Source organism: Thermosynechococcus sp. GLH187, from assembly GCF_031583395.1.
Taxonomy (GTDB): domain Bacteria; phylum Cyanobacteriota; class Cyanobacteriia; order Thermosynechococcales; family Thermosynechococcaceae; genus Thermosynechococcus.
Window position 1 is genome coordinate 958105 of record NZ_CP134175.1, and the last position, 26819, is coordinate 984923.

The 26819-nt window shown below is 53.5% G+C and carries 26 protein-coding genes and 1 tRNA gene; 18 read left to right on the forward strand and 9 right to left on the reverse strand.

The features are described from left to right. Positions 1–29: 29 nt before the first annotated feature. The 4 genes from RHI63_RS04495 to RHI63_RS04510 form a co-directional block, all read right to left on the reverse strand. Positions 30–782, reverse strand: coding sequence for a BsaWI family type II restriction enzyme (locus tag RHI63_RS04495; protein ID WP_310800501.1), 753 nt, complete (start codon positions 780–782; stop codon positions 30–32). A gap of 79 nt (positions 783–861) precedes the next feature. Further along, positions 862–1839: a DNA (cytosine-5-)-methyltransferase gene (gene dcm / locus RHI63_RS04500; protein WP_310743447.1), complete on the reverse strand. Its 978-nt coding sequence runs from the start codon at positions 1837–1839 to the stop codon at positions 862–864. Between the two features lie 41 nt (positions 1840–1880). After that, positions 1881–2513 carry a Holliday junction branch migration protein RuvA gene (ruvA, locus tag RHI63_RS04505; RefSeq protein WP_310453314.1) on the reverse strand — a complete coding sequence of 211 codons (633 nt, stop codon included), beginning with the start codon at positions 2511–2513 and terminating at the stop codon, positions 1881–1883. 41 nt (positions 2514–2554) lie between these two features. After that, positions 2555–2626, reverse strand: a tRNA-Thr gene (locus RHI63_RS04510). Between the two features lie 142 nt (positions 2627–2768). Between RHI63_RS04510 and RHI63_RS04515 the strand changes: the two genes are divergently transcribed. Genes RHI63_RS04515 through RHI63_RS04525 form a run of 3 tightly spaced genes read left to right on the forward strand, consistent with a single transcriptional unit; the run spans position 2769 to position 5950 of the window. Then, positions 2769–4112 (forward strand): adenylosuccinate synthase, encoded by a 1344-nt coding sequence (locus RHI63_RS04515; RefSeq protein ID WP_149817309.1) that lies wholly within the window; start codon positions 2769–2771, stop codon positions 4110–4112. A gap of 14 nt (positions 4113–4126) precedes the next feature. Then, positions 4127–4432: a 50S ribosomal protein L25 gene (gene rplY / locus RHI63_RS04520; RefSeq protein WP_310743449.1), complete on the forward strand. Its 306-nt coding sequence runs from the start codon at positions 4127–4129 to the stop codon at positions 4430–4432. A 51-nt stretch (positions 4433–4483) separates the two neighbouring features. Further along, positions 4484–5950 carry a TldD/PmbA family protein gene (locus RHI63_RS04525; RefSeq protein WP_206201254.1) on the forward strand — a complete coding sequence of 489 codons (1467 nt, stop codon included), beginning with the start codon at positions 4484–4486 and terminating at the stop codon, positions 5948–5950. Positions 5951–6184: 234 nt separating this feature from the next. Here RHI63_RS04525 and ftsH4 read toward each other — a convergent pair whose 3' ends face one another. Next, a complete protein-coding gene (gene ftsH4 / locus RHI63_RS04530) occupies positions 6185–8044 on the reverse strand; it encodes an ATP-dependent zinc metalloprotease FtsH4 (RefSeq protein ID WP_206201255.1) in 1860 nt (619 codons plus the stop codon). Between the two features lie 188 nt (positions 8045–8232). Between ftsH4 and prfB the strand changes: the two genes are divergently transcribed. Then, positions 8233–9346, forward strand: a protein-coding gene (gene prfB / locus RHI63_RS04535; RefSeq protein ID WP_206201256.1) for a peptide chain release factor 2 whose coding sequence is annotated in 2 segments (ribosomal slippage) — positions 8233–8307 and positions 8309–9346 — 1113 coding nt in all. Because the reading frame shifts where the segments join, the coding sequence is not laid out codon by codon here. Positions 9347–9401: 55 nt separating this feature from the next. Here prfB and atpC read toward each other — a convergent pair. The 3 genes from atpC to RHI63_RS04550 all read right to left on the reverse strand — a co-directional run bounded on the left by atpC (position 9402) and on the right by RHI63_RS04550 (position 11757). After that, positions 9402–9818 carry an ATP synthase F1 subunit epsilon gene (atpC, locus tag RHI63_RS04540; protein ID WP_206201257.1) on the reverse strand — a complete coding sequence of 139 codons (417 nt, stop codon included), beginning with the start codon at positions 9816–9818 and terminating at the stop codon, positions 9402–9404. A 67-nt stretch (positions 9819–9885) separates the two neighbouring features. Further along, positions 9886–11334 carry a F0F1 ATP synthase subunit beta gene (gene atpD / locus RHI63_RS04545; protein ID WP_310744881.1) on the reverse strand — a complete coding sequence of 483 codons (1449 nt, stop codon included), beginning with the start codon at positions 11332–11334 and terminating at the stop codon, positions 9886–9888. Between the two features lie 228 nt (positions 11335–11562). After that, entirely contained in the window at positions 11563–11757 is a 195-nt protein-coding gene (locus tag RHI63_RS04550) for a DUF2862 domain-containing protein (protein ID WP_149817325.1), read from the reverse strand. A gap of 72 nt (positions 11758–11829) precedes the next feature. Here RHI63_RS04550 and RHI63_RS04555 point away from each other — a divergent pair, with 72 nt between their 5' ends. The 6 genes from RHI63_RS04555 (at position 11830) to RHI63_RS04580 (ending at position 19064) form a co-directional block, all read left to right on the forward strand. Further along, the gene (locus RHI63_RS04555; protein ID WP_302678976.1) at positions 11830–12861 is read left to right on the forward strand and encodes a D-alanine--D-alanine ligase family protein; all 1032 of its coding nucleotides are present in this window, start codon (positions 11830–11832) and stop codon (positions 12859–12861) included. Positions 12862–13007: 146 nt separating this feature from the next. Then, complete coding sequence (locus RHI63_RS04560) at positions 13008–13502, forward strand: 4Fe-4S binding protein (protein WP_310821927.1); 495 nt, start codon at positions 13008–13010, stop codon at positions 13500–13502. A 48-nt stretch (positions 13503–13550) separates the two neighbouring features. Further along, positions 13551–14045, forward strand: a complete 495-nt coding sequence (locus tag RHI63_RS04565; protein WP_206201260.1) for an isoprenylcysteine carboxylmethyltransferase family protein — start codon at positions 13551–13553, stop codon at positions 14043–14045. Positions 14046–14129: 84 nt separating this feature from the next. Further along, complete coding sequence (locus RHI63_RS04570; RefSeq protein WP_310743451.1) at positions 14130–16853, forward strand: CBS domain-containing protein; 2724 nt, start codon at positions 14130–14132, stop codon at positions 16851–16853. Then, the gene (locus RHI63_RS04575; RefSeq protein ID WP_310821928.1) at positions 16850–17785 is read left to right on the forward strand and encodes a DNA polymerase III subunit delta'; all 936 of its coding nucleotides are present in this window, start codon (positions 16850–16852) and stop codon (positions 17783–17785) included. Before RHI63_RS04570 ends, RHI63_RS04575 begins: the two co-directional genes overlap by 4 nt. A 37-nt stretch (positions 17786–17822) precedes the next feature. Then, complete coding sequence (locus tag RHI63_RS04580; RefSeq protein ID WP_310821929.1) at positions 17823–19064, forward strand: efflux RND transporter periplasmic adaptor subunit; 1242 nt, start codon at positions 17823–17825, stop codon at positions 19062–19064. Between the two features lie 8 nt (positions 19065–19072). On the opposite strand, the gene RHI63_RS04585 is transcribed toward RHI63_RS04580, so the two are convergent. Further along, the gene (locus tag RHI63_RS04585) at positions 19073–20581 is read right to left on the reverse strand and encodes a pyruvate kinase (protein ID WP_310800503.1); all 1509 of its coding nucleotides are present in this window, start codon (positions 20579–20581) and stop codon (positions 19073–19075) included. Positions 20582–20957: 376 nt separating this feature from the next. On the opposite strand from RHI63_RS04585, the gene RHI63_RS04590 reads away from it, so the two are divergent. The 8 genes from RHI63_RS04590 (at position 20958) to RHI63_RS04625 (ending at position 26818) form a co-directional block, all read left to right on the forward strand. Further along, entirely contained in the window at positions 20958–21290 is a 333-nt protein-coding gene (locus RHI63_RS04590; protein ID WP_206201264.1) for a hypothetical protein, read from the forward strand. 89 nt (positions 21291–21379) lie between these two features. Then, on the forward strand, positions 21380–21691 hold the full coding sequence (locus RHI63_RS04595) for a hypothetical protein (protein WP_310744885.1): 312 nt from the start codon (positions 21380–21382) through the stop codon (positions 21689–21691). A gap of 65 nt (positions 21692–21756) precedes the next feature. Next, positions 21757–22827 carry a Fe(3+) ABC transporter substrate-binding protein gene (locus RHI63_RS04600; RefSeq protein ID WP_206201265.1) on the forward strand — a complete coding sequence of 357 codons (1071 nt, stop codon included), beginning with the start codon at positions 21757–21759 and terminating at the stop codon, positions 22825–22827. Positions 22828–22865: 38 nt separating this feature from the next. Next, positions 22866–23861: an adenosylcobinamide-phosphate synthase CbiB gene (cbiB, locus tag RHI63_RS04605; protein ID WP_310821930.1), complete on the forward strand. Its 996-nt coding sequence runs from the start codon at positions 22866–22868 to the stop codon at positions 23859–23861. A gap of 66 nt (positions 23862–23927) precedes the next feature. Next, entirely contained in the window at positions 23928–24200 is a 273-nt protein-coding gene (locus RHI63_RS04610) for a hypothetical protein (protein ID WP_310821932.1), read from the forward strand. 27 nt (positions 24201–24227) lie between these two features. After that, complete coding sequence (locus tag RHI63_RS04615; protein ID WP_310821933.1) at positions 24228–24881, forward strand: GAF domain-containing protein; 654 nt, start codon at positions 24228–24230, stop codon at positions 24879–24881. 45 nt (positions 24882–24926) lie between these two features. Next, positions 24927–25520, forward strand: coding sequence for a PAS domain-containing protein (locus RHI63_RS04620; RefSeq protein WP_310821934.1), 594 nt, complete (start codon positions 24927–24929; stop codon positions 25518–25520). Positions 25521–25633: 113 nt separating this feature from the next. After that, positions 25634–26818: a hypothetical protein gene (locus tag RHI63_RS04625; protein WP_206201267.1), complete on the forward strand. Its 1185-nt coding sequence runs from the start codon at positions 25634–25636 to the stop codon at positions 26816–26818. Position 26819: the final 1 nt, after the last annotated feature.

Sequence of the window (26819 nt, forward strand, 5' to 3'; positions counted from 1 at the left end):
CATAAAACTGCCCCTTTTTTATTTGCGGGTTAAAACAAACTAAGCTGAACATAGGGATTTGACAGCTTTTCTATAGCAAATGGAATTAAGTTAGAAAGAGGATAAATAAACGCATCTTCTGTAAAATCTATTATTTCCTTAGCGATAAAAGACCGATCAAAGAATTTCAACATTCCGCGTTGCTGAGGGTTATTAATTTCGTTATAAAAGTTTGTTGTTGCAAAGCAAATAATCGGAACTACTGACGATCGATAGGAGATATTATATTTTTCGCATAATTCAGGGCTATGTAGAGCAACTTCCATTAGGAGTTTCCACTTATAAGTTTGAGCCGCCCTTTCCCTTAAGGATGTTTTAAGAGACAAAATGATATAGCTTTCAGGTGTATGTTTTTGCTTAATATTATTATTTGCATAAATCACAATATCCATATCTGGTTTTTGCACTTCATTTTGGATATTGATATTAATTGACTGCCTGAAATTTGGAACACTTGATAGCTGAGATGTTATGAACATCCATTCAGGTATGTTTTTGCAACATTTGTTAACAAGAAAGATGTAAATTAAGGCGTTTGAAAAAGCATTGCCAGCAATGCTCTTTATTGCTTGATTTTTATTCTCTATTTTCCCCTGTTTAACCTTTTGATCTAAAAGTATTTCCACATCAATCTGAGAAGCTCGTATGATGTCGTGTAACTGGTTAAGCACTAATAGCCATGCTTCCTTAATGTTTTTCTGACTAGCAACCCATTGATTAACTCTCTTAACAATAGGCTTCATGTAATACTTATTGCCTGAACATATCTTTCTTAAAACTTTCTTTTCCTGCTTGCTTAAAACCTTGAATGACATATCTGAACTAAAAGAGCGTAAGCTGCCTAGTTTGTTTTAATAATTTTCCCTGCTTTAGGGATTTTAGTATCTCATCAGCAATAACTTTCACCAGCGGCACCACGACTGAATTGCCAAACTGCTGGTATGCCCTTGTATCACTCACCACAATTTTGAAAGAGTCGGGAAACCCCATTAAGCGGGCACATTCCCTTGGCGTCAGGCGGCGGGGATTCTTGTTTTCTTGGGGAATGAGGATTTCCGAGCCATCTTTGTAATACCTTGCGCTTAATGTTCGGGTTACTCCCTCTAAATCAACTAGCCCATAGCCAAATCCATTACCACGGGCACGATGCTTTTCAGCATAGTTTTGCAAATACTGCCACAGATGATTGCTCAACGTATATTTAGCATCTACTGACGGTTCCAGAATATCCCTAACTCTATGTTGCTGAATTGGTACCTGAGGAAATGTAAATTCAAGGGGTTCTCTAAAACCCACAATAAAAATTCTTTCTCGATGCTGGGGCACAAAATGAACAGCATTGATGACTTGGTAATAGATGTAGTATCCCAAATCATTTAGAATTTCTTGAATCCTTTGAAAGGTTCTACCGCGATCGTGGCTTTGAAGATTTTTAACATTTTCTAGCAAAAAAGCCCTAGGACGTTTATCGTTGATGATCCTCGCAATTTCAAAAAATAGATTGCCTTGAGTCGGGTGCTGAAAACCATGATCAATTCCTAGGGCATTGTGCTTGCTGACACCCGCAATGCTAAAGGGCTGACAGGGAAAACCCGCTAATAATATGTCATGGTCAGGAATCCTCTCCGAGGGGATTTGAGTAATGTCTCCTGCTGGCACTTCGCCAAAGTTTGCTTCGTAGGTTATTTGGGCAAACTTATTCCACTCTGAGCTAAAAACACAGCAACCACCTGCTTGGCTAAAACCGAGCCGCATGCCACCAATGCCAGCAAATAGATCAATGAAGGTTGGCTGCCCCATAGCAGTCTAGAGTTAAGTGTCGTCTCTATTTATCCTAAAGCCTAGGTATTGGCACTTAGCCATGTGATGGCTTCCCGTAGCCATGCCTCTGGATCGCTATTCTTGGCGAGGGTGCTCGTTTGGCCGATGGCAGTAAGGGCAGCTTCAATCTCGCGATCGCTATAACCCAAGGCTAAAAGAGTCAACTCCAGTTCTTCACGCATCGCTTCCGTGGGCAGGCCAGCGGGAGCCGTTGTTAACCCCGTTTCCTGTCGCCAAGCACTCAGGGCGGCTTTCAGTTCCAAGGCAATGCGCTCAGCGGTTTTATTGCCGACTCCGGGCGCGCGGCTGAGACGACGGGTATTGCCACTGACGATCGCTTGGACTAGCTCTGGCAAAGGTAGGGTATCCAGCAACGATAGCGCCATCTGTGGCCCAACCCCATTGACACGGATCAAACGCAAAAAGAGATCCCGCTCCGCTGCCGAGGCAAAGCCATAGAGGAGCATCTGATCCTCACGGACACTGAGATGGGTAAAAATCTGCACCACCTCAGCACTCGGTGGGTACTGCCGCAACAGATGGGACGGGACCAGTAAGCGATAGCCGACCCCATTCACCTCTAGGATGAGGGCAGAGCGATGGCTCCCCTCCGATTGATGGGCAACAACAGTTCCTCTGAGGTAGGCAAACACAGTCTGTTCCTGCTCGCAGACGATTGGAAATGGGTGAGCCAAGCCGATGATGAGATTCGAACTCACGACCGCTCGATTACGAATCGAGTGCTCTACCACTGAGCTACATCGGCATTCAAAGCATTATTTATGCTAGCACGATCGCCCCTAGGACGGGCAGGGCAATGGCAAAATTTTTGCGATCGCGCGCTTGTGTGCATTTGCCCCAAGGGTTACAATAGACGATTGTGTTAATTAACGAGTTAAGAAAATCACTTGGCAAACGTCGTCGTTGTTGGTGCCCAGTGGGGCGATGAAGGCAAGGGTAAAATCACCGATCTCCTGAGCAAGTCTGCCGATGTGGTAGTCCGCTATCAGGGCGGTGTCAATGCAGGTCACACGATTGTCGTCAAAGACCAGACCCTAAAATTGCACCTGATTCCGTCAGGGATTCTCTACCCCGATACCCAGTGCATCATTGGGGCGGGAACGGTGGTGGATCCTAAGGTGCTCCTTGAGGAACTCGAACAACTGGAACAGTTGGGGGTGAGCACTGAGAATCTGCTGATTGCAGAAACAGCCCATGTGACGATGCCCTACCATCGCCAGTTGGATATTGCTGCTGAGGAACGGCGTGGCTCACGGCGCATTGGTACCACAGGACGCGGCATTGGCCCCACCTATGCCGATAAATCGGAGCGCACGGGGATTCGCATGCTGGATCTGCTGGATGCTGATCAGTTGGCCGCCAAGCTGGAGTGGGCGATCGCCCAAAAGAATTTGATCCTCGAAAAGCTCTACGGACTGGCGCCCCTCGAACCGCAGCCGATCATTGAAGAGTACTGTGCCTACGGTGAGCGCCTGCGATCGCACATTGTCGATGGTTCCCTCGTGCTGGATGATGCCATCCGCCGGCGGCGCAACATTCTCTTTGAAGGTGCCCAAGGTACTCTTTTAGACCTTGACCATGGCACCTATCCCTACGTCACCTCCTCAAACCCTGTGGCCGGGGGTGCTTGTGTCGGGGCGGGGATTGGTCCAACGATGATTGACCGCGTCATTGGTGTGGCCAAAGCCTATACCACGCGGGTCGGCGAAGGGCCTTTTCCAACGGAATTACTGGATGAGGTGGGAGAACTCTTGGGCGATCGCGGTGCTGAATTTGGTACCACAACTGGACGGCGCCGCCGCTGTGGCTGGTTTGATGCCGTGATTGGCCGTTATGCGGTGCGCATCAATGGTCTCGATTGCTTAGCAATTACGAAGCTCGATGTCCTCGATGAGCTGCCAGAGATCAAAGTCTGTGTTGCCTACGATATTGACGGTGAGCGCTGCGAACACTTCCCCAGCAATGCTCTCAAATTTGCCCGCTGTCGTCCCATCTATGAAACCCTGCCGGGGTGGCAGCAATCCACCCGTCATTGCCGCTCCCTTGATGATCTGCCCAAGGCGGCATTGAACTATCTCAAGTTTTTGGCTGAAATTATGTCTGTGCCCATCGCCATTGTCTCGTTGGGGGCAGAGCGCAGCCAAACCATCATTGTTGAGGATCCGATCCATGGTCCGAAACGGGCACTCCTCAAGGATGATGGCACCCAAGTCCATCCCGTTTTATCTTAATTGGAGTTGCAGCAATGTCTCGTTCCTTAGCTATTGAGGGGCAACTACGCCCTGCCGATGCTAAACCCAATGCCCTACGCCGTGAGGGCAAAACCCCTGCCGTCCTCTACGGCCCGACGATTGAGTCTTCGATTTCCTTGGTGGTGGATACCCATGCCGCCGAATTTTTGGTGCGGGATGCCCGTCTCCAGAAAACCCCGATCCAGCTTTCGATCCCCGATTTGCCGTGGCAGGGAACGGTGGTGCTCCAAGAGGTGCAAGCCCACCCCGCCAAGGATACCCTTTACCACCTCTCCTTTTTAGCCAAAGCTGAAAACTAGGCTGCGAGGGGGAATTTGCTATAGTGGGGATATGTTAAGTGATTGTTAACAATGCCAGCCACGCTACTTCGTTCTGCGGATCTTGCCCACCTTAGCTATTCCCCCGAAGGCGATCGCTTTGATGGCTCTTGGGAATCTCCCCTCGCTACGCTCCTTGGCCTTGGGCGGGCGGCTGGCGCTGATTTTGTCGAGATTTTCCTTGAGCGCAACCATTACCTTAGTACTCTTGTCGAGGACGATCGCCTGACGAGTGTCTCCCCTCGCTTGAGTTTAGGGGCGGGTATTCGCGTTTTTCGCGGTACCAGTGATTGCTATGTCAGCACCAATGATCTCAGCTTCAACGGCTTGCGCGCCGCCCTTGAAAAAGCCCTTGGCTTAATGGGGCTGCTTTTGCCCAGTCCGCAAGCTTACGTGCCTGAAATCCACCTTGAATTGCTGCGGGACTATGCCCAAGGCCGCAAGGAAGGCTGGCTAGCCGCCTGTAGTTCTATTGCTGAAGTGGCCGATATTCTGCTGGCGGGCAGCGATCGCCTACGCCAGAAAACCCAGCATCTGCAATCCCGCCGCCTCAGTTATTTTCGCGATTGGCAAGAGGTCATGGTGGCCGCCAGTGATGGCACCTTTGGTCGCGATATTCGCCTCACCCAATCAGCAGTGGCCTCTGTTCTCTGTGCGGATGGCGAGCACCGCGCCTCCATTGGTGAGCGCAATGGCGATACCAGTAATCCAGACTTTTTGCGCCAGTGGGACTACACCACCTTGGCCGATACCGTTGCCGAAGCGGCGGGCAAAATGCTCTATGCTGACTATGTGGAATCGGGCACTTACCCGGTGATCATGGCCAACCAATTTGGCGGGGTGATCTTCCATGAAGCCTGTGGTCACCTCTTGGAAACCACTCAAATTGAACGCGGTACGACCCCCTTTGCCGATAAAAAAGGCGAAAAAATTGCCCATGAAAACTTGACCGCTTGGGATGAGGGAATTACCAGCGGTGCCTTTGGCAGTATTGATATGGACGATGAGGGGATGCCGACGCAGCGCACGTTGCTGATTGAAAATGGCATCCTTAAGAATTTCCTGAGCGATCGCGCGGGTTCGATGCGCACAGGGCACCCTCGCACGGGCAGTGGCCGCCGCCAAAGTTATACCTATGCTGCCGCTTCGCGGATGCGCAATACCTACATTGCCCCCGGTGAATACCGTGTTGAGGACTTAATTGCCTCCATTGATCGCGGCATTTACTGCAAACGCATGGGGGGTGGCAGTGTCGGTGCCACGGGGCAATTTAACTTTGCCGTTGAGGAAGCCTACTGGATTGAACATGGCCAAATCAAACAGCCCCTCAAGGGAGCCACACTGATTGGCGAAGCCAAAGAAATCATGCAGCGAATTTCAATGTCTGCCAACGATCTCGCCCTTGCCCCCGGTTTCTGTGGCTCGATTAGCGGCAGCATCTACGTCACCGTTGGTCAACCCCACATTAAAGTCGATGCCATTACCGTCGGTGGCCGCTAAACTGATTACCTGCGGTTATGGGTTTGAGTAGAAATGCCTAAAGATTTTATATGTGAATTTTTGTGACTCTGGCTACATTATCATGGAAGAAGAAGGGGAGCTAAGGCAGTGCAGCTTTTTGATCGCCCTCACCGCTTTGTGTGCGCCTTGACTTCTCTTCTGAGACAAAAACATTGGACTGAATGACCAGTAATCCGCTGGTCTTTTTTTTTGGCGGTTTTGCAGCTCCCTTGGTTAGGCAGCGGTTGGGGTTTTTACTTGGCTCAGTAGTTCGTGGAGTTCTTCGCCCTCAATCACTTCTTTTTCCAAGAGTTTTTGGGCGATCGCTTCGAGAAGGTCACGGTTCTCCTTAAGAATACTGAGCGCCTGCTGGTGAGCTGACTCGACAATTTCTTTGACTTCGCGATCGATGGCTTGAGCGGTTTCCTCACTGACTGCCCGTAGCATCATGCCATTGTTCGTCAAAAAGCTCGCCTGTTGTTGCTCAAAGGCAAGAGGACCAAGGACTTTGCTCATGCCGTAGCTGCGCACCATCCGCTCTGCCAAATCTGTGGCCCGTTGTAGATCGTTCGCGGCTCCAGTTGTGATCGTGCCAAAGACAATTTCCTCTGCCGATCGCCCCCCTAGCAACGTGGCAATTTGGGCGCGCAATTCTTGCTCATCAAGGAGGAAGCGATCCTCCGTCGGCAACTGCAATGTGTAACCAAGAGCCGCCATGCCACGGGGCACAATCGAGATTTTCTCTACCCGACCACTGCCTGGCAGCGCACAGCCGACAAGGGCATGACCGACTTCGTGGTAGGCAACAATTTTCTTCTCCTTGTCGTTGAGGACACGGCTTTTTTTCTCAAGGCCAGCCACGATGCGTTCAATGGCTTCAGCAAAGTCCTGCTGCGTCACCACTTCCCGTTGATTGCGCGCCGCCAGTAGGGCTGCTTCATTGACTAGGTTGGCCAAGTCTGCGCCAGCAAACCCCGGTGTACGGGCAGCGATTGCGTGTAGATCCACTTCAGGGGCCAGTTTCACCTTTTTGGCATGAATTTTCAAAATTGCCTCCCGACCACTCAAATCGGGGCGATCGACCAAGACTTGGCGGTCAAAGCGTCCAGGGCGCAGCAATGCCGGATCAAGGGTTTCGGGGCGGTTGGTTGCCGCAAGGACAATGACCGTTGCCCCCGTGGCATCAAAGCCATCCATTTCCGTGAGCAGTTGGTTGAGGGTTTGCTCCCGCTCATCGTTACCGCCATAAAAACCGGCACTGGAACGGGACTTACCAATGGCATCTAACTCATCAATAAAGACAATACAGGGGGCTTGCTTTTTCGCCTGCTCAAAGAGATCCCGTACGCGGGCCGACCCGACACCCACAAATAGCTCGACAAACTCCGAACCCGAAATGGAGAAGAAGGGGACATTGGCTTCGCCAGCAACAGCTTTGGCCAGCAGGGTTTTCCCTGTTCCCGGTGGCCCCACCAGCAGCACCCCCTTGGGAATGCGGGCACCAATTTGAATATAGCGTTGGGGATTTTTCAGAAAATCAACAATTTCGACCAGCTCCGCCTTAGCTTCCTCAACCCCAGCCACATCATCAAAGCGAATCCCCGTGTTGGCACCCTCGACATAGACCTTAGCGCGGCTTTTGCTGATGGAGAGAACCCCCTGAGGACCACCGCCCGCTTGGCGACTGGCAAAGAATTGAAAGATGAGCACAAACACAATCGGCGGAATGACCCAACCAAGGACATTCAACAACCAACTGTTGCGCGGTGGGGGGGCAGCGGCAAACTCAACACCTTTTTCCTGTAGGAGTTTCGGTAGCTCCAGATCAAAGATTGGCGTTGTCGCTAGTACTTGGGGCGGTTTATCTCCCTCTGGCTTTAATTGGTAGAGAATTTCATTTTGGCTGACATAGGCACGCGCCACTTTCCCCTCTTGCACCTGATGGATAAACATACTGTAGGGAACCTGAGGTGGACGGGGGGCAAAAAGTTGGGGGAAAAGTAGGTTCAATAGGAGAAATCCCAACCCCACGAAAAGAAGCAGATTACCAATCCAGCGATTACGGGGTACTTCGGGCGGGTTCTTGATGGCCATAGGTTAGATTCCCCAGAGTTCACCTACCGATCATGGTGACACTTGGAAGGGACTCAGGGCAAGGGCAAGAAGCTTAACATTCGGTCACTCAACCCCGCAGCTAGCCTAGAAATGCCCGACGCTACAGTGAGGAAGCGGGCAAGCCTTTGATAAAATATCAACAGAATTCCTCTCTTTTGCATCGTAGAATGATTGATTTAAGTACCCTCAAACGCGATTTTTCTTTGTTGCGCGATCGCCTGGGTCATACCCAGGACTATCTTTGACCCAGCAGCATTAAACGCCAAGATTCACGACCTTGAGCACACCGCCGCTCAGCCAGACTTCTGGAATGATCAAGCGATCGCCCAAGTCACACTCCAACAGTTGACCGAAGCCAAAGACGCCCTCAACCAACTTCAGCAATGGCAAAAAACGATTGAACACGTGGAAACGGCACTGGAACTGCTGGAGCTAGAGCCGGATGAAGGGCTGGTGACAGAGGCGACTACGCTGCTCAAGGATTTAGACGCCCAATTGAGTCGCTGGGAACTGGAACAACTCCTCAGTGGCCCCTACGACAAAAACAACGCCATTCTCACGATCAATGCTGGTGCTGGCGGGACTGATGCTCAGGATTGGGCAGAAATGTTGCTGCGAATGTACACCCGCTGGGCGGAGCGCCATGGTTACCAAACCCATCTGGCCGAGTTATCGGAGGGGGAGGAGGCGGGCATTAAGTCAGCCACCCTAGAAATTCGGGGGCGCTATGCCTACGGTTATCTGCGCTCTGAAAAGGGCACCCATCGGCTGGTGCGCATTTCTCCCTTTAATGCCAATGGTAAACGGCAAACCAGCTTTGCCGGCGTGGATGTGATGCCCGAACTGGATCAATCCGTTACGGTAGAGATTCCCGAAAGCGACTTAGAAATTACCACCTCTCGCAGTGGCGGCAAGGGAGGACAAAACGTCAACAAGGTGGAAACAGCCGTGCGCATTGTCCATAAGCCAACGGGCTTGGCCGTCCGCTGTACGCAGGAGCGATCGCAACTACAAAACAAGGAAAAAGCCCTTGCCATTCTCAAGGCCAAGCTATTAGTCATTGCCCAAGAACAAAAGGCCAAGGAAATTGCTGATATTCGCGGTGATGCTGTTGAAGCGGCTTGGGGCAACCAAATTCGCAACTATGTCTTCCATCCCTATCAACTGGTCAAAGACCTGCGCACGGAGGTGGAAACGACAGCCATTCAAGAGGTCATGGATGGTGACCTCGATCCCTTTATCCAAGCCTACCTGCGGCAGCAAACGGAGGAAGCCAGTTAAACAAAAAACTCCCCCTAGGGGGAGCAATTGCAGTTCAGCAAATCAGGGAAAGAACCTAAATCTCGACCACGCCCCCTGCGGCCTGCAAGCGAGCACGGGCACGACGAAAGGCTTGGGTGGCTTGAATTTTGGCCTGTTTAGATTCCCCCTGTTCGGCTTTAGCGAGGGCGGCCTGTGCTTCAGCAAATTCGGACTTGGCTTTTTCGAGGTCAATTGTGTCCCCGCGCTCAGCACCGTTGACAAGAATGGTCACTTCGTTGTTTTCAACTTCGGCAAAGCCCCCCATGAGGGCGATCGCCACCCATTCGCGGTCTTGGCGCACCCGCATCACGCCCGTTTCCAAGGCGGTTAAGAGAGGGGCATGATTTGAGAGAATACCCAATTGCCCCGTTGTGCTGGGCAAAATCACTTCCTCAGCGGGGGCATCCCAAACGGTTTTATCGGGTGCAATTACCCGGACGGTCATCACCATAACGCTTCCCTTGCCACTCAATGATCAAAGGGCGGGTTGCCCCACCCTGTATGGACACCTGTGAAACCTAGGCTTTGAGTTTTTCAGCCTTAGCTTTGGCTTCTTCGATATTGCCCACCATGTAGAAGGCTTGTTCGGGCAGATCATCCAGCTCACCGCTGAGGATCATCTGGAAGCCTTTGATGGTTTCTTCGAGGGTGACGTATTTGCCGGGGGCACCGGTGAACACTTCCGCCACAAAGAAGGGCTGAGACAGGAAGCGCTCAATTTTGCGTGCCCGCGCCACGGTTAGACGGTCTTCCTCTGAGAGTTCATCGAGACCCAAAATGGCGATAATGTCCTGCAGCTCTTTGTAGCGCTGAAGGGTGGCCTGAACCGCCCGTGCCGTTTGATAGTGCTCCTGACCCACAATGTTCGGCTGTAACATGTTGGAGGTGGAGCCAAGGGGATCCACAGCGGGGTAAATCCCTTTTGCGGCTAGACCACGGGAGAGCACTGTTGTTCCATCCAAGTGGGCAAAGGTCGTGGCCGGAGCAGGGTCAGTCAGGTCGTCCGCAGGCACATAGACCGCTTGAATCGAAGTAATCGAACCTTCCGTGGTCGAGGTAATCCGCTCTTGTAGGGCACCCACATCGGTACCGAGGGTGGGCTGGTATCCCACCGCAGAGGGCATCCGACCGAGTAGCGCCGACACCTCAGAACCGGCTTGCACAAAGCGGAAGATGTTATCAATAAACAGCAGCACATCCTGCTTGTTGACATCGCGGAAGTATTCGGCCATCGTCAGCCCCGACAGACCCACACGCATCCGTGCGCCGGGGGGTTCGTTCATTTGACCGTACACAAGGGCGATTTTAGATTTGCTGGGATCGTTTTTGTCGATCACGCCCGATTCAATCATTTCGTTGTAGAGGTCATTGCCTTCGCGGGTACGTTCGCCCACGCCAGCAAACACCGACACTCCACCGTGTTGGGTCGCAATGTTGTTGATCAGTTCCATCATGATCACGGTTTTGCCGACGCCCGCACCGCCAAAGAGGCCAATTTTACCGCCACGGCGATAGGGGGTGAGCAGGTCAATCACCTTGATGCCCGTTTCAAACACCGAGGGCTTGGTTTCCAGTTGCGTAAAGCTGGGAGCAGGACGGTGAATGGGCAGGGTTTCAGTGGCACTGACAGCGCCTTTTTCGTCCACGGGTTCACCCAGCACGTTGAAGATGCGACCCAAGGTGGCTGTCCCTACGGGCACGCTGATGGGGGCACCGGTATCTACGGCTTCCATTCCCCGCACTAAGCCATCGGTGCTGCTCATGGCAACGGCACGGACGCGGTTATCGCCAAGGAGTTGTTGCACTTCACAGGTTACAGCCACGTCTAAGCCGGCCTCGTTTTTGCCTTGAATCCGCAGGGCGTTGTAAATGGCGGGCATTTTGCCGCTGGGAAATTCAATGTCAACGACAGGGCCAATGACCTGAGTAATAAAGCCTACATTGGTTCGTTCTGCTGATATGACCATGGACGTTTGCCTACTGTCTAGGTAAATTCATTTGCGTTTTTTCAGAGGGCGATCGCTCCCCAAGGGGCACAACGATCGAGACTGAAAGTGGAATGCAGCGTTTGGTGCAAGCGCACCACAATACAACGTACCACTAATGCAGCCTTTTTCTATCGGATTCAGTGGGATCCAAATCTGAGGTCTTATTGACCCCGCTCAGTTGCTGTGAAAAAGGCGGCAGGGCAGGAATTAGCCGACGACTTCAATTTCGTCCTCAAAAAACCAAGTGCTGGAGCGATCGTCAAAGGTGACAATGACGCCAACCCCACTGCCATCGGTCATCTTAAAACCAGTAATTTGACCCACTTGGCCGAGTTTTTGAATGATGTCTTGGGCGACGCGATCGCGAATTCGACAGACGCGCACTTTTTGCCCCACGTCCATAGCAACTCCCAAACTTTGTATAATCCTTGAAAATCGTACCAAGAAACCGTCACATTCACACGGGTTTGTCCTATGGGTCGTCTGCGGGTCGGGCTATTGTTTGGAGGTCGCTCACGGGAGCATGAAGTTTCGGTGGTCTCGGCGGCAGCGATCGCCCAAGCCTTTACCGAGGGCGACAATCGCGATCGCTATGAAGTGATTCCGATCTACATCCAAAAAGACGGTCGCTGGCGCTCCACAGACCGCGTTGGCATCCCCGAGGGCGCAGCACCAGAGGACTCCCTGTGGCAGTTTCCTGCGGTTGCCGAAACCATTGACGTTTGGTTCCCGATTCTCCACGGCCCCAATGGTGAAGATGGTACGATGCAAGGCCTGCTGCAATTGATGCAACGCCCCTACGTGGGTTCGGGGGTGGCTGCCTCGGCCATTGGTATGGACAAAATCTTGATGAAAACGGTCTTTGGGGCTGTGGGCTTACCCCAAGTGCGCTACGTAGCCCTGCAGCGCAGTGACCTGTGGTCGGATCCCTGTCGTTACAACCATTTGTGCGATCGCATTGAAACTGAATTGGGCTATCCCTGCTTTGTCAAACCTGCCAACCTTGGCTCCTCCGTGGGCATCTCCAAGGCCAAAAATCGCCAACAACTGACAACTGCCCTTGAGGCCGCTGCCGAACTGGATCGCCGCATCATTGTGGAAGCGGGTGTGGTTGCCCGTGAGCTAGAGTGCGCGGTGCTCGGCAATGATAAACCCCAAGCTTCGGTGGTGGGGGAGATTACCTACAGCAGCGAGTTCTATGACTACGAAACCAAATACACCGATGGCCGCGCTCAACTCCATATTCCTGCGGAGATTCCCCCAGCGGTGAGTGAGCAGATCCGCACGATGTCCCTACAGGCCTTTCAAGCCCTTGATGCCGCTGGCCTTGCCCGCTTTGATTTTTTCTATGTACCCAGCACTGGCGAAATCCTGATTAATGAAGTAAATACCCTACCGGGGTTTACCGCCCTGAGTATGTACCCCCAACTGTGGGCGGCGAGTGGTGTGCCCTTTCCAGAATTAGTCCATCGCTTGGTGCAATTGGCCCTAGAGCGGCACGGCTAGCTATTCCCCTGAGCAACGTAAAGAGTCATAAAGACACTGCATCTAGGCCTTGATTTTTTCTATTAAATAACTCTATAGTCATATAAGACTATACGACTAGGCAGGTTATGAAGCGATCGTTGAGGGGCAAGCCCAGTCAGTGGGCAATGATTTGGCTATTTTTTCTAATTGCGATCGGTGGCCTCTGGTATCCTTGGTTGGGGTACCTCATGCTGGCCATGATGCTGGGTATTCCTGTGCTGGCCTATTTTCGCAGCCGCTATTGGTGTGGCAACCTCTGCCCGCGTGGCGCGTTCCTAGACATTGTGCTTTATCACTTTAGTCCCCACCGTCCCTATCCCAAACTCTTCAAAAAACAAAGTTTTCGCTGGGCGGTGTTTAGCTTCATCATGACGGTTTTTGCCCTTCGCATGACATTGGCATGGGGCAACTGGGTGGCGGTGGGTGGCCTCTTTGTCAATATGTGCGTCGTCACCTCCATTGTTGCGATTCTCTTGGGGGTGATCTTTAATCAGCGGGCATGGTGCGCGATTTGCCCGATGGGCACACTCCAAGAATCCTTGGGTAAACTGGGAAGTGGCCAGACGAAGGCGAAAAAGGCCAGTGCGAAAGCCACAAAATTGTTGCCCCCTGTGGAATGAGCGCGCGATCGCTAGAATTGAAGATATCCACCAACAGCGGCAACCAAGGTGAATAAACTGCAAGAGTGGGGCTTCAGCAAAGACTGGTGGCGCAATCAACGGGGAGAATTTTGGGTCATTGGCCAAACGGTACTCAGTATCGGCTTTATTCTCTTGCCAGTGGTTCGAGTGGTTAGCCTGCCCTTGGTGGTGCGCCTAGGATTGACCCTTGGCTTGGGTCTGATTGGCCTTGGTCTAGGCATGGCTGGCTTGTTTCACCTAGGGAACAACTTGACGCCCCTACCCCATCCCAAGGAGGACAGTCAGTTAGTGACCACGGGGGTTTATGGTTGGGTGCGCCATCCGATCTATAGCAGTGTGATCTTTTTGGCCTTGGCCTATGGTGTATGGCAAATGAGTCTTTCCCACGGGCTGGGGGCGATCGCCCTCTTTATCTTCTTTGACCACAAGGCCGCTCAAGAAGAACAGTGGCTGTTGGCCAAGTTTAAGGACTATGCCACGTATCGGCAAAGGGTGAAGAAACTGATTCCCTTCCTGTACTAAAATACTTAACACTAATTTTTGTACTCATTTATTGCCTAGGCCATTAAGCTACGCTATGATTGCAATCCCCTTGCGGAATCTTTGATGGATGTTGTCCTTTGTCATCAAATTGCTGATTTTGACACCCTTGGGGCAGCCGTCGGTGTCACACGCCTTTATCCGGGAACCAAAATTGTCTTGACTGGGGGAACCCATCCCAAGGTGGGGGAGTTTTTGGCCTACCATCGCGATGAATATCTCCTCATTGAAGCAAGAGCCGTTGACCCCAGTCAATTGCGCCAGATTTGGGTGGTGGATACGCAGTGGCGTCGCCAGTTGGGGCAAGCCGCAGGATGGCTGGATCAACCCCAAGTCCAAATTGGCCTGTACGATCACCATTTGGAGATGACGGGGGATATTGTCTCCCAGCAGCAATGGTTAGAACCCGTTGGAGCCACCAGTACTATCATTTGCGAGCAGTTGCAGACCGCAGAGATTCGCCTCACACCCACAGAAGCAACGGTTCTCGCCCTAGGGATTCATGCGGATACGGGTTCCTTGACCTTTGAGCAAACCACGGTGCGGGATGTGCAGGCCTTGGCGTGGCTGTTGAGCCAAGGCGCCAATCAGCGGGCGATCGCCACCTATTCCGAGGCTGGCTTGAGTGCAGACCTGCAACCTTATCTACGCCAAGCATGGGCAAATCTCCAGCAAGTAGTTTATCAGGGCTATCGGCTGGGCTGGGTGCTGCTGCACACGGCGGAGTATCTCCCCGGCCTCTCGCGGTTAATCACCCAATTGGCGGATCTCAGTGAATGCGATGCCATTCTCCTTGGGCACTACTATCGCCAACATCATCTCGCCATTATTGCCCGCAGCCAAATTCCCAATGTCAATGTTGCCCATTTGCTGGCTCCCCTTGGCGGGGGTGGCCATGCCCAAGCCGCCGCAGTGACGATGACCACAGACCAGCCAGAGGCGGTGCTCAAAGAGATATTTACAGCGCTTCAAGCACAGATTCCCCATCCGCCAACAGCGGCAGAACTCATGTCCTCACCCGTACGAACAGTACGTCCAGAAACCCCCATTGCCGATGCCCACCGCGTCTTGCTGCGCTATGGCCACTCTGGTCTGTCGGTGGTGAGTGCCGCAGGGGAATTGCTGGGGATTATTTCACGGCGAGATTTGGATGTAGCGCTGCACCACGGCTTTGCCCATGCCCCGGTCAAAGGATACATGAAAGCACCGGTGCGCACGGTTTCCCCGACAACGCCACTGCCAGAGATTCAAGCCCTAATGGTGCAGTACGATATTGGGCGGCTACCGGTGGTGAATGAGCAAGGTGATCTTGTGGGAATTGTCACCCGTACCGATGTGCTGCGCCACCTCTATGCCCTCAGCCGCGAAACGGAAACGGTCTGCCCCTTGCCAACCCTAAATCTTTACGAGGCACTGCAACAACGGCTGCCGGAGCAACTGTGGACACTACTACAACGGGCGGCAGCGATCGCCAAGGAACGCGGCTGGCAACTATACCTTGTGGGTGGCGCAGTGCGGGATCTGCTGCTGGCGATCGCCCAAGGAAATCACCATTTACCGACACGGGAGTTTGATTTGGTGGTGGATGGGGTGCAACAGGAGGAAGCTGCTGGCGTGCATTTGGCACAAGCGCTCCATGACCTCTACCCAGAGACCGATTTACAGATATACGGTCAGTTTCAAACCGCTGCACTTCACTGGCCGAAGGCCTTGCCCTTAGCCGGGTTTGCTGTGGATATTGCCACCGCCCGCAGTGAGTTTTATCCCTATCCAGCCGCGCATCCGGAAGTGGCTGCCAGTTCGATTCGCCAAGATCTCTACCGCCGCGATTTTACCATCAATGCCCTAGCCATGCGCCTAACACCACCGCGCCATGGGGAAGTCCTTGATTTTTTTGGCGGACGGGAGGATTTGCAGCGGCGACTGATTCGGGTGCTCCACCCCAATAGCTTTATTGAAGACCCGACGCGGATTTTTCGAGCCGTGCGCTTTGCTGTGCGCCTTGGCTTTGACCTAGAGCCGCAAACCCGCCAGTACATTGAATATGCCCTCACCAGCGGTGTCTTTGCCACCCGCGATCGCCCCACCTCAAAACGGCCTTCCCTCCAAAGTCGGCTGCGCAATGAACTGCGCCACATCCTTGAACTGCCCCTTGCGCCAACGGAACACTTTGGCGGTGAGCGTGCCTTGACGTTACTCGCGGAATTGGGTGCCCTTGAGTGTTTAGATCGCCAAGTGAGGTTTGATCAGGCGGCCAAGGTGCGCTTGAAATTGGTTTGGGAGTGGTGGCCAGAAGTGCCTGAGCGGCAAGAGTGGCAAACCTTTCCCCTGTGGGAGCTAGAACTCTTGGCCTTGATTGTGACTGTCCCCACGGCGGGGGCGATCGCCCGTCAACTGCAACTGGGGGAGCACATCTGTGAGTGGCTGGACACTTTTCCTCAATGCCAACAGGAGTGGCAGAGATTGCGGCAGAGCCAGCAACAGCGCAGTCGCTACTGTGAATTTTTAGAGCGTCACCCCTTACCCGTCATTGTGCTTTTGGCCGCAGTACAGCAGGCAAAAGGTAGCGCAGCCGATTTAGGGGATGTCGCCCTATTGCGGGAGTATCTCTGGCATTGGCGATTGCAAAAGCCGCCCCTAAATGGCCATGATCTGCAACAGTTGGGCTATCCTCGCGGACCGCAGTTACGGCAAATTCTCCTTGCCCTGCGATCGGCAATGCTTGATGGCCTTGTCAGCGATCGCCCCAGTGCCATTGCCTATGTTGCAGCCCATTTCCCCAAACCATGAATTGGTTTCGCTCCGTCATTGGTCAGCCAACCGCTGTGCAACTCTTGACCCATGCCCTCGATCGCCAGCGACTCGCCCCCGCCTATCTCTTTGTTGGACCTGAAGGGGTAGGCCGTGCCCTCACTGCCCGCTGTTTTCTGCAAGCAATTCTCAACGAGGCCAGTGATCTCAGCAACCACCCGGATGTCCTCTGGATTGAACCCACCTACAGTGTCCAAGGGACGCTCTACACCCGTCGCCAACTCCTCGCCGCTGAGAAGGAGATTCCCCGCAGTGCCCCCCAGATTCGTCTAGAGCAAATTCGCCAACTCAGCCGTCACCTCAGCCAACCGCCGATGCGTGCGTCGCGATCGCTAGTGGTCTTGACCCAAGCTGAAACCATGAACGAAGCCGCCGCCAATGCCCTGCTAAAAACCCTCGAAGAACCGGGGCGTGCCACGTTGATTCTCATTGCTCCCAGTCCGTCAGCACTCTTGAATACGATAGTTTCCCGTTGTCAGAAAATTCCCTTCTATCCCCTGAATCGTTCCGATGTCGAACAGGTATTGAAACAGGTGGCGCCCCCTGAATTTTGGCAGGAGGTTAGCCCCGCCCTCTTTGACCTAGGAGCTGGCTCCCCAGGAGCAGTTCTGCAAGCGTGGCAAACATGGCGAGAGATTCCTGAGCCGTTCCGCCACCTCGGCAAACAACTGACCACACCCCTCCCTTTACAAACTGCTTTGGAATTGGCACGAGATATTAGCCAATCCCTTGATGTGGAACGACAGCTCTGGCTCCTCGGTCTAATGCAGCAGCAAATTTGGCAAGGGGGATCGTTCCCGCAGAAGGTGTCTATGCTTCAGCAATTGGAGCGTGCCCGTCAGTATTTGCAGCAGTACGTTCAGCCTCGCCTTGTCTGGGAGGTGTTACTGATGCAGTTGGGGACGGTGTGATAGGCTATCGGCAGCAGTTGGGAAGATAAATAGACAGATGATGGCGAAACAACAATGGCTGGGGGCGATCGCGATCGCGGTGCTCTTGGGGGGATGCCAGTCGGCAATAAATCGCTTAGAATCACCGGCAGTCGCGCGACCAGAAAGGGAAGGGGTCGCTGCTGATGTGACGGTGGCACGCTTGGAACGGCTGGAAACAGGCTCAACCCTGACAGGTACCACTCGCCCCTACCGTGAAGTGATGGTGCGATCGCAGGTGGAAGGTCAAGTGATTCGCCTTGGCGTGGATGTGGGCGATCGCGTGCAATCGGGGCAACTGTTGGCGGAGGTGGATCCCGTTGTCCTCAAAAATGCCGTCTTTGAAGCAGAGGCAGAACTGGCTGCCCGTCGCAACGAGGTAATCCAAGCCCAAGCCGCCGTCAATCGCGCTCGTACAGCCGTCGAAGAAGCCCGTCTTACCCTCCAACAGGCAGAAAGTGACGCCCGCCGCCTTGAAACCCTGCTGCGGGATGGTGCCGTCTCAGCGCAAGCAGCGGAACAGGCACGCACAACGGCGCAAACAGCACGGCAGGTACTGCGGTCTCGTGAAGCAGAGGTGGTGACCGCCCAACAGGGGGTGGCCGTTGCCCAAGGTCGGGTGCAAGCCCAAATCGCCTTTGTCCAACAGGCACGGGCACGGTTGAATCAAGCCCTCCTGCGATCGCCCCTCAATGGCGTGGTGCTAGAGCGACTGACAGAAGTGGGCAACCTACTGCAACCGGGGGGAGAAGTTCTTCGCCTTGGCGATATTCGTCAACTCAAAGTTGTTGTGGAAGTCTCGGAACGGGAATTAGCGAGATTAGCTCCCGGCCAAGGGGCAACAGTGACGTTTGATGCCGTGCCCAACCGCACCTATGAAGGACGGATTACGCGAATTTCACCTGCCGCCGCCGATGCCCGTCTGATTCCTGTGGAAGTCGTGATTGACAATGCCGATGAACGCTTGGGCAGTGGTTTACTGGCACGGGTGGCCTTCCAAGGAGCGAATGCGCCGCGTTTGATGATTCCGCAATCCGCCCTCAGTGGTTTTGAGGAGGGGCAACTATCCTCACGGCAAGGCAGCGTTTTTGTGGTGGTTGGCGATCGCGTGCAGGAGCGGCAGGTCACCCTAGGCCAACGGCGGGAGGGCAAAGTGGAAATCCTCAGTGGTTTGAATGCTGGCGATCGCTATGTCGTCCGTTCGGGTCGGCCCCTGCGGGACGGGGATAAAATTCGCCCCAGCATCCTCTCTGAAGGCTAACTAGAGGTTTATTGGCGCACAATTGTCTCGTAGGGGTGCCACGAGTGCAGTGCCCGCAGTTGCGGTGTTTTCTTCTGCTGGTGGGCTTCCATGCGGGCAAGGACATCATCGAGGATATCTACTGCCAGTCCCACATAGGGGCCTTTGTTGAGCATGACACACTCCGCTCGCTCCGCCATCGCCGCATCCGTGATTTCTGCACGGGAGGGCACGCCTTTTTTCACCAAGTTTTCAAGGACTTGGGTGGCCCAAACCACGGGCACATGGGCGGCTTCACAGAGCCAGAGGATTTCCTCCTGCATTTCTGCCAAGCGTTGGTAGCCAATTTCAACCGCGAGATCACCCCGGGCAATCATGACGCCAAAGGGTTGCCGACCCGCCGCTTGGATGATCAGTTCTGGCAGTGCTCGAATTGCTTTCGGGGTCTCAATTTTGGCAATGATGCCCATCTGGTCGGCGCGATCGCCACAACAATGCTCCAGTTCCCGTTGCAGTAGGGCAATATCCTCGGCGGACTGGACGTAGGAGTAGCCAATGATGTCGGCATGGCGGCAAGCAAAGGCCAGATGCTCGCGATCGCTTTCGGTCAACGGACAGAGGCGCAAATCACTGTCGGGGAAGTTCAAGCCTTTGGCCACTTTCAACCGCTGTCCTTCTTTGCAGTGGGTGATAGTCAGTTCCACCCCTTGCTCATCTTTGCTGACAATGCGACCGCCAATGTGGCCATCATCAATCCAAACCCGCTGCCCCACCGCCAATTGCGGCAAAATTTCTGGCAAGGAGCAGGTGAATTGCGGTATTTCTCCACCATCAGGGCAAATTTCCGTTGTCAGCCGCAGGCGATCGCCGCCGTGGACGCGCACCGTTTCCGGAAAAATGTCGGCAATGCGGGGTTTTGGCCCCCCCAAGTCCATGAGAATTTTGCAGGGTTGACCCGTAATGTGGCTTGCCGCTTGCAGGTGCTCAATCATCGCTTCCCAAGTGGCAGGGTCATCGTGGGCACAGTTGATGCGGGCACAGTTCATGCCCTTGCGCAGCAGGGTAATGCTCCATTGGGGGTCAGTCACCGCCTCAGGGGGCAGGGTCACCATGATGCGCCCATGGCGTTTGCCGCGAATGGATCCAAAGAGTTCTTCCGTCTGGCGGCGCAGTTGGCGATCGCCCGCAAAAAAGGCATCTAAGGGTGGGCGGGGGGGCAGTGACTCATGGGTATGGCACAGGGCGCCCAAAGTATTGATCACCGCATCCAAATTGGGGAGCACCCGCGACTCGATCCGTCCTAAGGACGATAACCCCCAAGGCATCAAGGCCATTTGAATTGCCCGTAGATCCCGCCAGCGCAAGGCCAAATAGTAGGCAAGATTGCGGGCACTAGGTATAAATTCGGATCGCTTAATTTTTGATTGCCACTGTTGAAAACGGGCTTCCCCCTCTTTAGTAATTTCCTGCCGCAGTTCTAACAAGCTATGGAGCAAGGCAACCGGTGAAACCGGTACAGTCGGTGCCTCCAGCAACATAACTGCCTCCTAGATGATTTTAAGGGAATTCATGATTCGGTTGGACTCATGGCAAAGCCAGATTTCATGGGGATTTGCGGGAAATTTAGTGATTCTTGAAAACCATGAATTGATGGCTTAACAATACCCCTCACTGCAAAACATAAATAAACACTTCTTTACATCACTCGGCTGCAACGAACGGTGGTGTAGGAACCGTTGTGCTTTCTGACACAACTCTATCTATCTTTCAGTATATCTGCTGACCTCTTTCGGGAATCTTAATTTTCTCCCAAGCAAAAGGATTAAGAGTTACTACAAGGGTTCCAAACCGATTTCCCAGTTCTGTTATGTTCTCAATAGAGATGTTCATTGTCTTGCCCTGACCAGTGCCCCTATGGATCGTCATCCTTCGTTGCAATTACTCAAATACTCCTATCAGTCCGCAGTGGCCTGGTGCCAAGAACATGGCTGGACAGATCTCTTTATTGAGCAGTACCAGTATTGGGCGTTTCCCCCTGGCGGCGTGATGCCCTTACCTTTGCCCACCGATGGCTTGCAATTCATTGACCTGCCGGCTGCCCCATCCCCGCAGCAACGCCGCCTACAGATGTTGGCACTGGCGATCGCCCTAGTCACCACGGGCTTGAGTGGCTGGCTGCAGTCTTTGCTCCCCCTCGTCATTGGCTTTAGCTGCTGTGCCCTTTTGATTGCCGCCCAAGAACCCTAGGGGGGATTCCTGATACACTGGAAAGCTGGCCTGCACGTTAGCGCATCCCCTTGATTGGCTTAGATTCAACCATAGAACAGCCACCTGTCTTGGCGAGTGGGACTCAATTCTACAGTCCCGGCTATTCATTCAGCTATGAGGTCATGGGTGCCTGTTGTCGCCTTTTTGACCGCGAGCAGTTACCGTGGCCCTGTTGCCGCATTGCTTGGCGCAGCAAAGAACCCAGTTGGCGGCGCATTGGGCGGCGGCTTGTTCTCGACAGTGCCACAAAACGGCATCCCAGCTATTGGGTGCGCCACCTCGAAACGGGCGCCATGATGGTGATTACGCTCTATTGGGTGGAGTTATCCCCTAGCGATCGCCAGTGGTGGTACAGCAAAGACTTAACTTATTGCAACTAAATTGCAAAAACAAAGCCATCGTCCTAGAATATTTCTCAGATTGCATTTAGGAGAAATTCTCAACTATGCAGAAAGTCGGTCGCCGTGTACTCTTGGGCATGGGCGCTGGGGCAACGGCCTATGTCGCCCACCACCTCTGGAACCAAAAAGCAGAATCGAGCAATGCTCAACAGCGGCAGGCAGGGGGTGTGATCAATGTCTATTCAGCACGGCACTACGATACCGACAAAGCCCTCTACAACGGTTTCACCGAGCAAACTGGCATTCGGGTCAATCTCATTGAAGCTGAGGCTGATGCCCTAATTGAACGGATTCGCAGTGAGGGCAGTCGGAGTCCTGCCGATGTGTTGATTACGGTGGATGCTGGTCGCTTGTGGCGAGCCCAGCAGGCCGGTCTTTTGCAGCCGATTCAGTCAAGGGTACTCAACAGCGTGGTGCCAGCCAACCTGCGGGAACCCCAAGGTCACTGGTTTGGCCTCTCGCGGCGCGTACGCGTTCTAATCTACAACAAATCCAGCGTCAATCCCAATCAACTGTCCACCTACGAAGACTTAGCTAATCCTAGGTGGCGGCGGCAGATTCTCACACGCAGCTCCAGCCATGTCTATAACCAATCCTTGGTAGGCTCACTGCTGGCGATTCATGGTTCTCAAAGAACAGAAGAGTGGGTGCGGGGATTGGTTGCCAACTTTGCCCGACCCCCAGAGGGAAATGACACCGCACAAATTCGCGCTTGTGCAGCGGGTGTTGGAGGTATTGCAATTACAAATCATTACTACCTCGCTCGATTAATGGCCTCAGATAAAGCAGAAGACCGCGCAGTTGCTGAGAAGGTTGGTTTGTTCTTCCCGAATCAGCGCGATCGCGGTGCCCACGTGAATATCTGCGGTGGTGGCGTGGTGGCGGGTGCCCCCAATCGGCAAGGGGCCATTCGTTTTCTCGAATACTTAGTGAGTCCCAAGGCGCAGGAGATGTTTGCCATGGCCAACTTTGAATATCCCGTGCGCTCCGGGGTACCCTTGCATCCGGTTGTGCGGCGCTTTGGCAACTTCCGTGGCCAAAATGTCAATGCTGCAGTGTTTGGCCGCAACAATGCCGACGCTCTGCGGATTATGGACCGGGTGGGGTGGCGCTAAGGTTCTAAAATGAGCGATCGCCCCCGTTGATCGTTCCTGTGTCTTGCGCCTTCATTGCCTACACGATTCTTCTGGCTGCTGCCCTCCTTGACTTTGGCCTTGGGGATCCGTGGGGCTGGCCGCATCCCGTGCGCTGGATGGGAGCCTATATTCAATCCCTTAGCAACGGGTTCAACTATGGCCAAGGCTGGCCAGTTTGGGGACAGCGGTTGGGGGGGGCGCTGCTGACACTGAGCTTAATCCTAGGTTCTGCCCTCATCAGTTGGGGGGTGGTGGCACTGGGAATGACGATTTCGCCCCTCCTCGGTTGGGGGATTGCAGTCGTGGGCACCGCCAGTGGCTTTGCGGGTCGTAGTCTGCGGGATGCAGCGGCAGAGGTATTGGCACCTTTGGCGGCTAGCAATCTTGAGGGGGCACGCCAGTCCTTGGCTAAGTATGTGGGTCGCGAGACTGCCCACTTAGAGGCGCCTGAGATTCTGCGGGCGGTTCTGGAAACGGTGAGTGAGAATACGACCGATGGCATGATGGCACCGCTGTTTTATGGGGCGATCGCCACCCTTATCGTTCCGCAACTAACCCCCTTGCCCCTCGTCATGGCCTACAAAGCTGCCAGTACCTTGGACTCAATGATTGGCTATCGCGAGCCACCCTACACACACTGGGGATGGTTTGCTGCCAAAACCGATGATGTGCTCACGTGGTTGCCCTGTCGGTGGCTCGTCTTTCTAGTTGCCCTTTGCTCTAGGCAGTGGCAGCGGGTATGGCAGTGGTGTTGCCAGGATGCGCCCAAGGATCCCAGTCCCAATTCCGGTTGGAGTGAGTGTGCCTATGCAGCCGCTTTTGGCGTACGGCTGGGGGGTACGAATATCTATCGCGGCACGGTGAAAGTGAAACCCTTTTTAGGAGAACCGCTGCACCCCATTGATCAAGGCACGATTATTGCGGCTCTGCGGCTCAGCCGTTCCCTCTACCTGATCACCCTTACAGCCACAGGCGGCATCGTTTTGGTGTGGCATAAAGTGTTTTCCATTTAGCAGTTCATCTTGGCCAGAATCGTTTAGAGTAGACGGATTAAGAAATAAAATTTAGAAACATTGGCCGTGGTTCAGCCCTCTCCTCTGCAAGGCCAGACACTGGCCGCTTCCTCCCTCTCCATGACCGATCGCCTGTTGGAGATTCTTTTTAACTACAGTGCCCAAGGGCTACTACTGATTGGTGTTTCTGCCACCCGCCCACCCCAATATCAAGTCATTAGCGCCAACAGCATTGGCCAGCAGCTTTTGGGGGATCACCTCTCCGTAGCTTCACTGCTTCAGGATGGAGCACTGCTAACCTTTTTCGACCAGTGTTGGCACCAGCAAATGCCCCTGTAAGGTTGCCACCGCGAACTCTGCTTCACCATGGTTCCCCTCAGGGAGACGGCATCGGCATCCGGATTCATTGTTGTCTTTCTGCAGCAGTGGAAGGAATTGCACGACGCCCTTGATCAGCCGATTATTCACCTCAATGAAAGCTTGGGCAATGACTTTTGCCGCGATTTAGTCCTTTATCTGAGTCAGCGATTAGGCATTGATTATGTCTTTATTGGTGAACTGACTGGCCGCCAGCAGGATTGGGTGACGACGCTTGCCCTGAATTATCGTGGTGAACTTCAACCCCCCTTAAGCTATGCCCTTGACGATACCCCCTGCGCGTCAGTTCTAACAGCCGATACCTGTTTTTACAACCACGGTGTGGCGCGTTTGTTTCCCAAGGATGCGATGCTCAGAGACTTGCAGATTGAATCCTATATTGGCGTGCCCCTGCGCAATGCAAAGGGGGAAACCCTCGGTATGATTGCCCTCATGCATTGCCAACCCCTTGAACGCATTGCTGCCATTGAAAGTCTGCTCAAAATCTTTGCCGTGCGGGTGACTGCTGAACTAGAGCGTATTCGCGCCGAACGAGCACAGCAAGCCCGCCAAGCCCAACTCGATCAGCAACTGCGCTATGAACGCCTGATTAGTACCGTTGCCAGTGAGTTTATCAACCTGCCCCTGACGGAGATTCCCTAGGCCATCCACAAGGTGCTGGGTCTTTAGGAACAGCTTCAGGGGATTGTGACTCAAGACTATCCCCGTTTTTTCGAAGAAATTCAGAGCCAGCATCATGTCATCTGGCCTTGCATCCAAAACCTGCCCAAGGATTCCCCCGATCGCCAAGGTCTAGACGTCCAGCAAATTCAGTCCCTCCTTGTGGTTGCCCTCAATCGCGGTGAGGAGTTGATCGGCTTTTTGGGATTAGACTTTGTACGTCAGGCTCATTCCCACCTAGAGACCCTCCTACCACTGCTGCAAGTGATGGGTCAAGTATTTACCAATGTGCTAGAGCGCCAAGAGATCGAGCGATCGCTCCGCCTTGCCGAGAGCCAGTACCGCAGTATTTTTGAAAATGCCACAGAGGGGATCTTGCAATCTAGTCCCAATGGTCATTACCTCAAGGTCAACCCCGCCTTGGCTCGCATCTACGCTTATGACTCCCCAGCGGATCTACAGGCTCACATCACTGACATTGCTGGTCAGCTCTATGTCAATCCGCGTCGCCGCGAAGAGTTTATCCAAGCCCTCACCGCCACTGGTACTGTTACCGACTTTGAATCGCAGGTCTATCGTATAGGTGTGAGAGCAGCATCCCTTGTGGAGTTTTCCACATAAGGTTAGGATGATGAATCGATTGGCCACTCCGCTTCCCTACATTGCCGCGCCTTAACCCCCACCTGCGATGCGAGGATTAGGGAGTGCAGGCTAAACATGTTCAAGGTCTGCTTATGCGTTTCTATTGGCTGAGTGCGGCAAGTTGTCTGAGTCTGATGTTTTTGGCAGTGGGCTGTCAAGCGGCAACGGTTCCCTCAGCACCAGTAGAAGCATCTGCAACGGTTACAACGTCCCCTGTGGCTGTATCTCCCCTGTACACCGTGCTGGATGAGTTTGGCCAGCCCCAGTTTCAAGTGGATGGGCGGAACCTGTTTCGCGATCGCCCCCTGCCCGCCCACCGCATTAGCACCGCCCCGATGAAGCTGCTGCAAGTGTTGCGTAGCACTCGCCAGTATTTTCAAGACTTTAGGGAAACAGACCCGATTACCCAGCGGGAGGGCATTCTGGCGATTCAGGGGGTGACGCTGCCCCAAGTCCTCGACACCCTAGACTTTATGATTGCGACGCTCACGGAGGATATTAGTCGCAAGCGCCCAATTCGTTTGCAAGACCCCGCATTTATTAATCGGCACTTTCGCGTCATTCAATGGCTGCCCCACAACCCCCGCAATCCGCATCAAACTAAGGAATTGCGCCTCACCAACTATGCGGTATTTACCCATCGCGGATCACGCACCCGCACAGAGACGTACAATACGGCGCTTTATGCTCTGCCGCCCCGTGTTCCCGATCAACCCGAGGACTTATTTTATAAGCAACTGACAAAGCAACAGGTACTGGAAGGGATTTTTGAACCGGGTGGCTCCCTCTATGGACGGGTGAAGCCTTTGGCCTACTTGACGAGGAGAGGGCTTGAGGATGCCCTGATGCAGGGGACGATTCTGGTGCAATTTACCGATGGCACTGAAGCCTTTTTCAATGTGGATCGCAATAATGATATTCCCTTCGTCAAGGGGGTTGATCCCTACGAGCAGCGACGCTACTGGTATTTTCGTGAAGTCCCTTTCCTTAAGGGCTATGGCAGCACCATTGAAAACAAAATCAATACCCAACCTGAGGTGACCTTTGCGGGGGATGTCTGGAATATCGGTCTTGGGCGAGTCATTGTAGTTGAAGATACCCAAGGCGGTCAGCCTAAACTGCGCCTCGGTGTGATTGCCGATACGGGGGGAGCCTTTATGCCCAATCTCTATCAGTTGGACTTTCTAGCGGGAATTTTTCCAGACCGTGCTACCTACCAAGCGGCTGCCCGTCGCATCCCCAATTATGTCCGTGCCTACATTTTGATTAAAAAGTAAT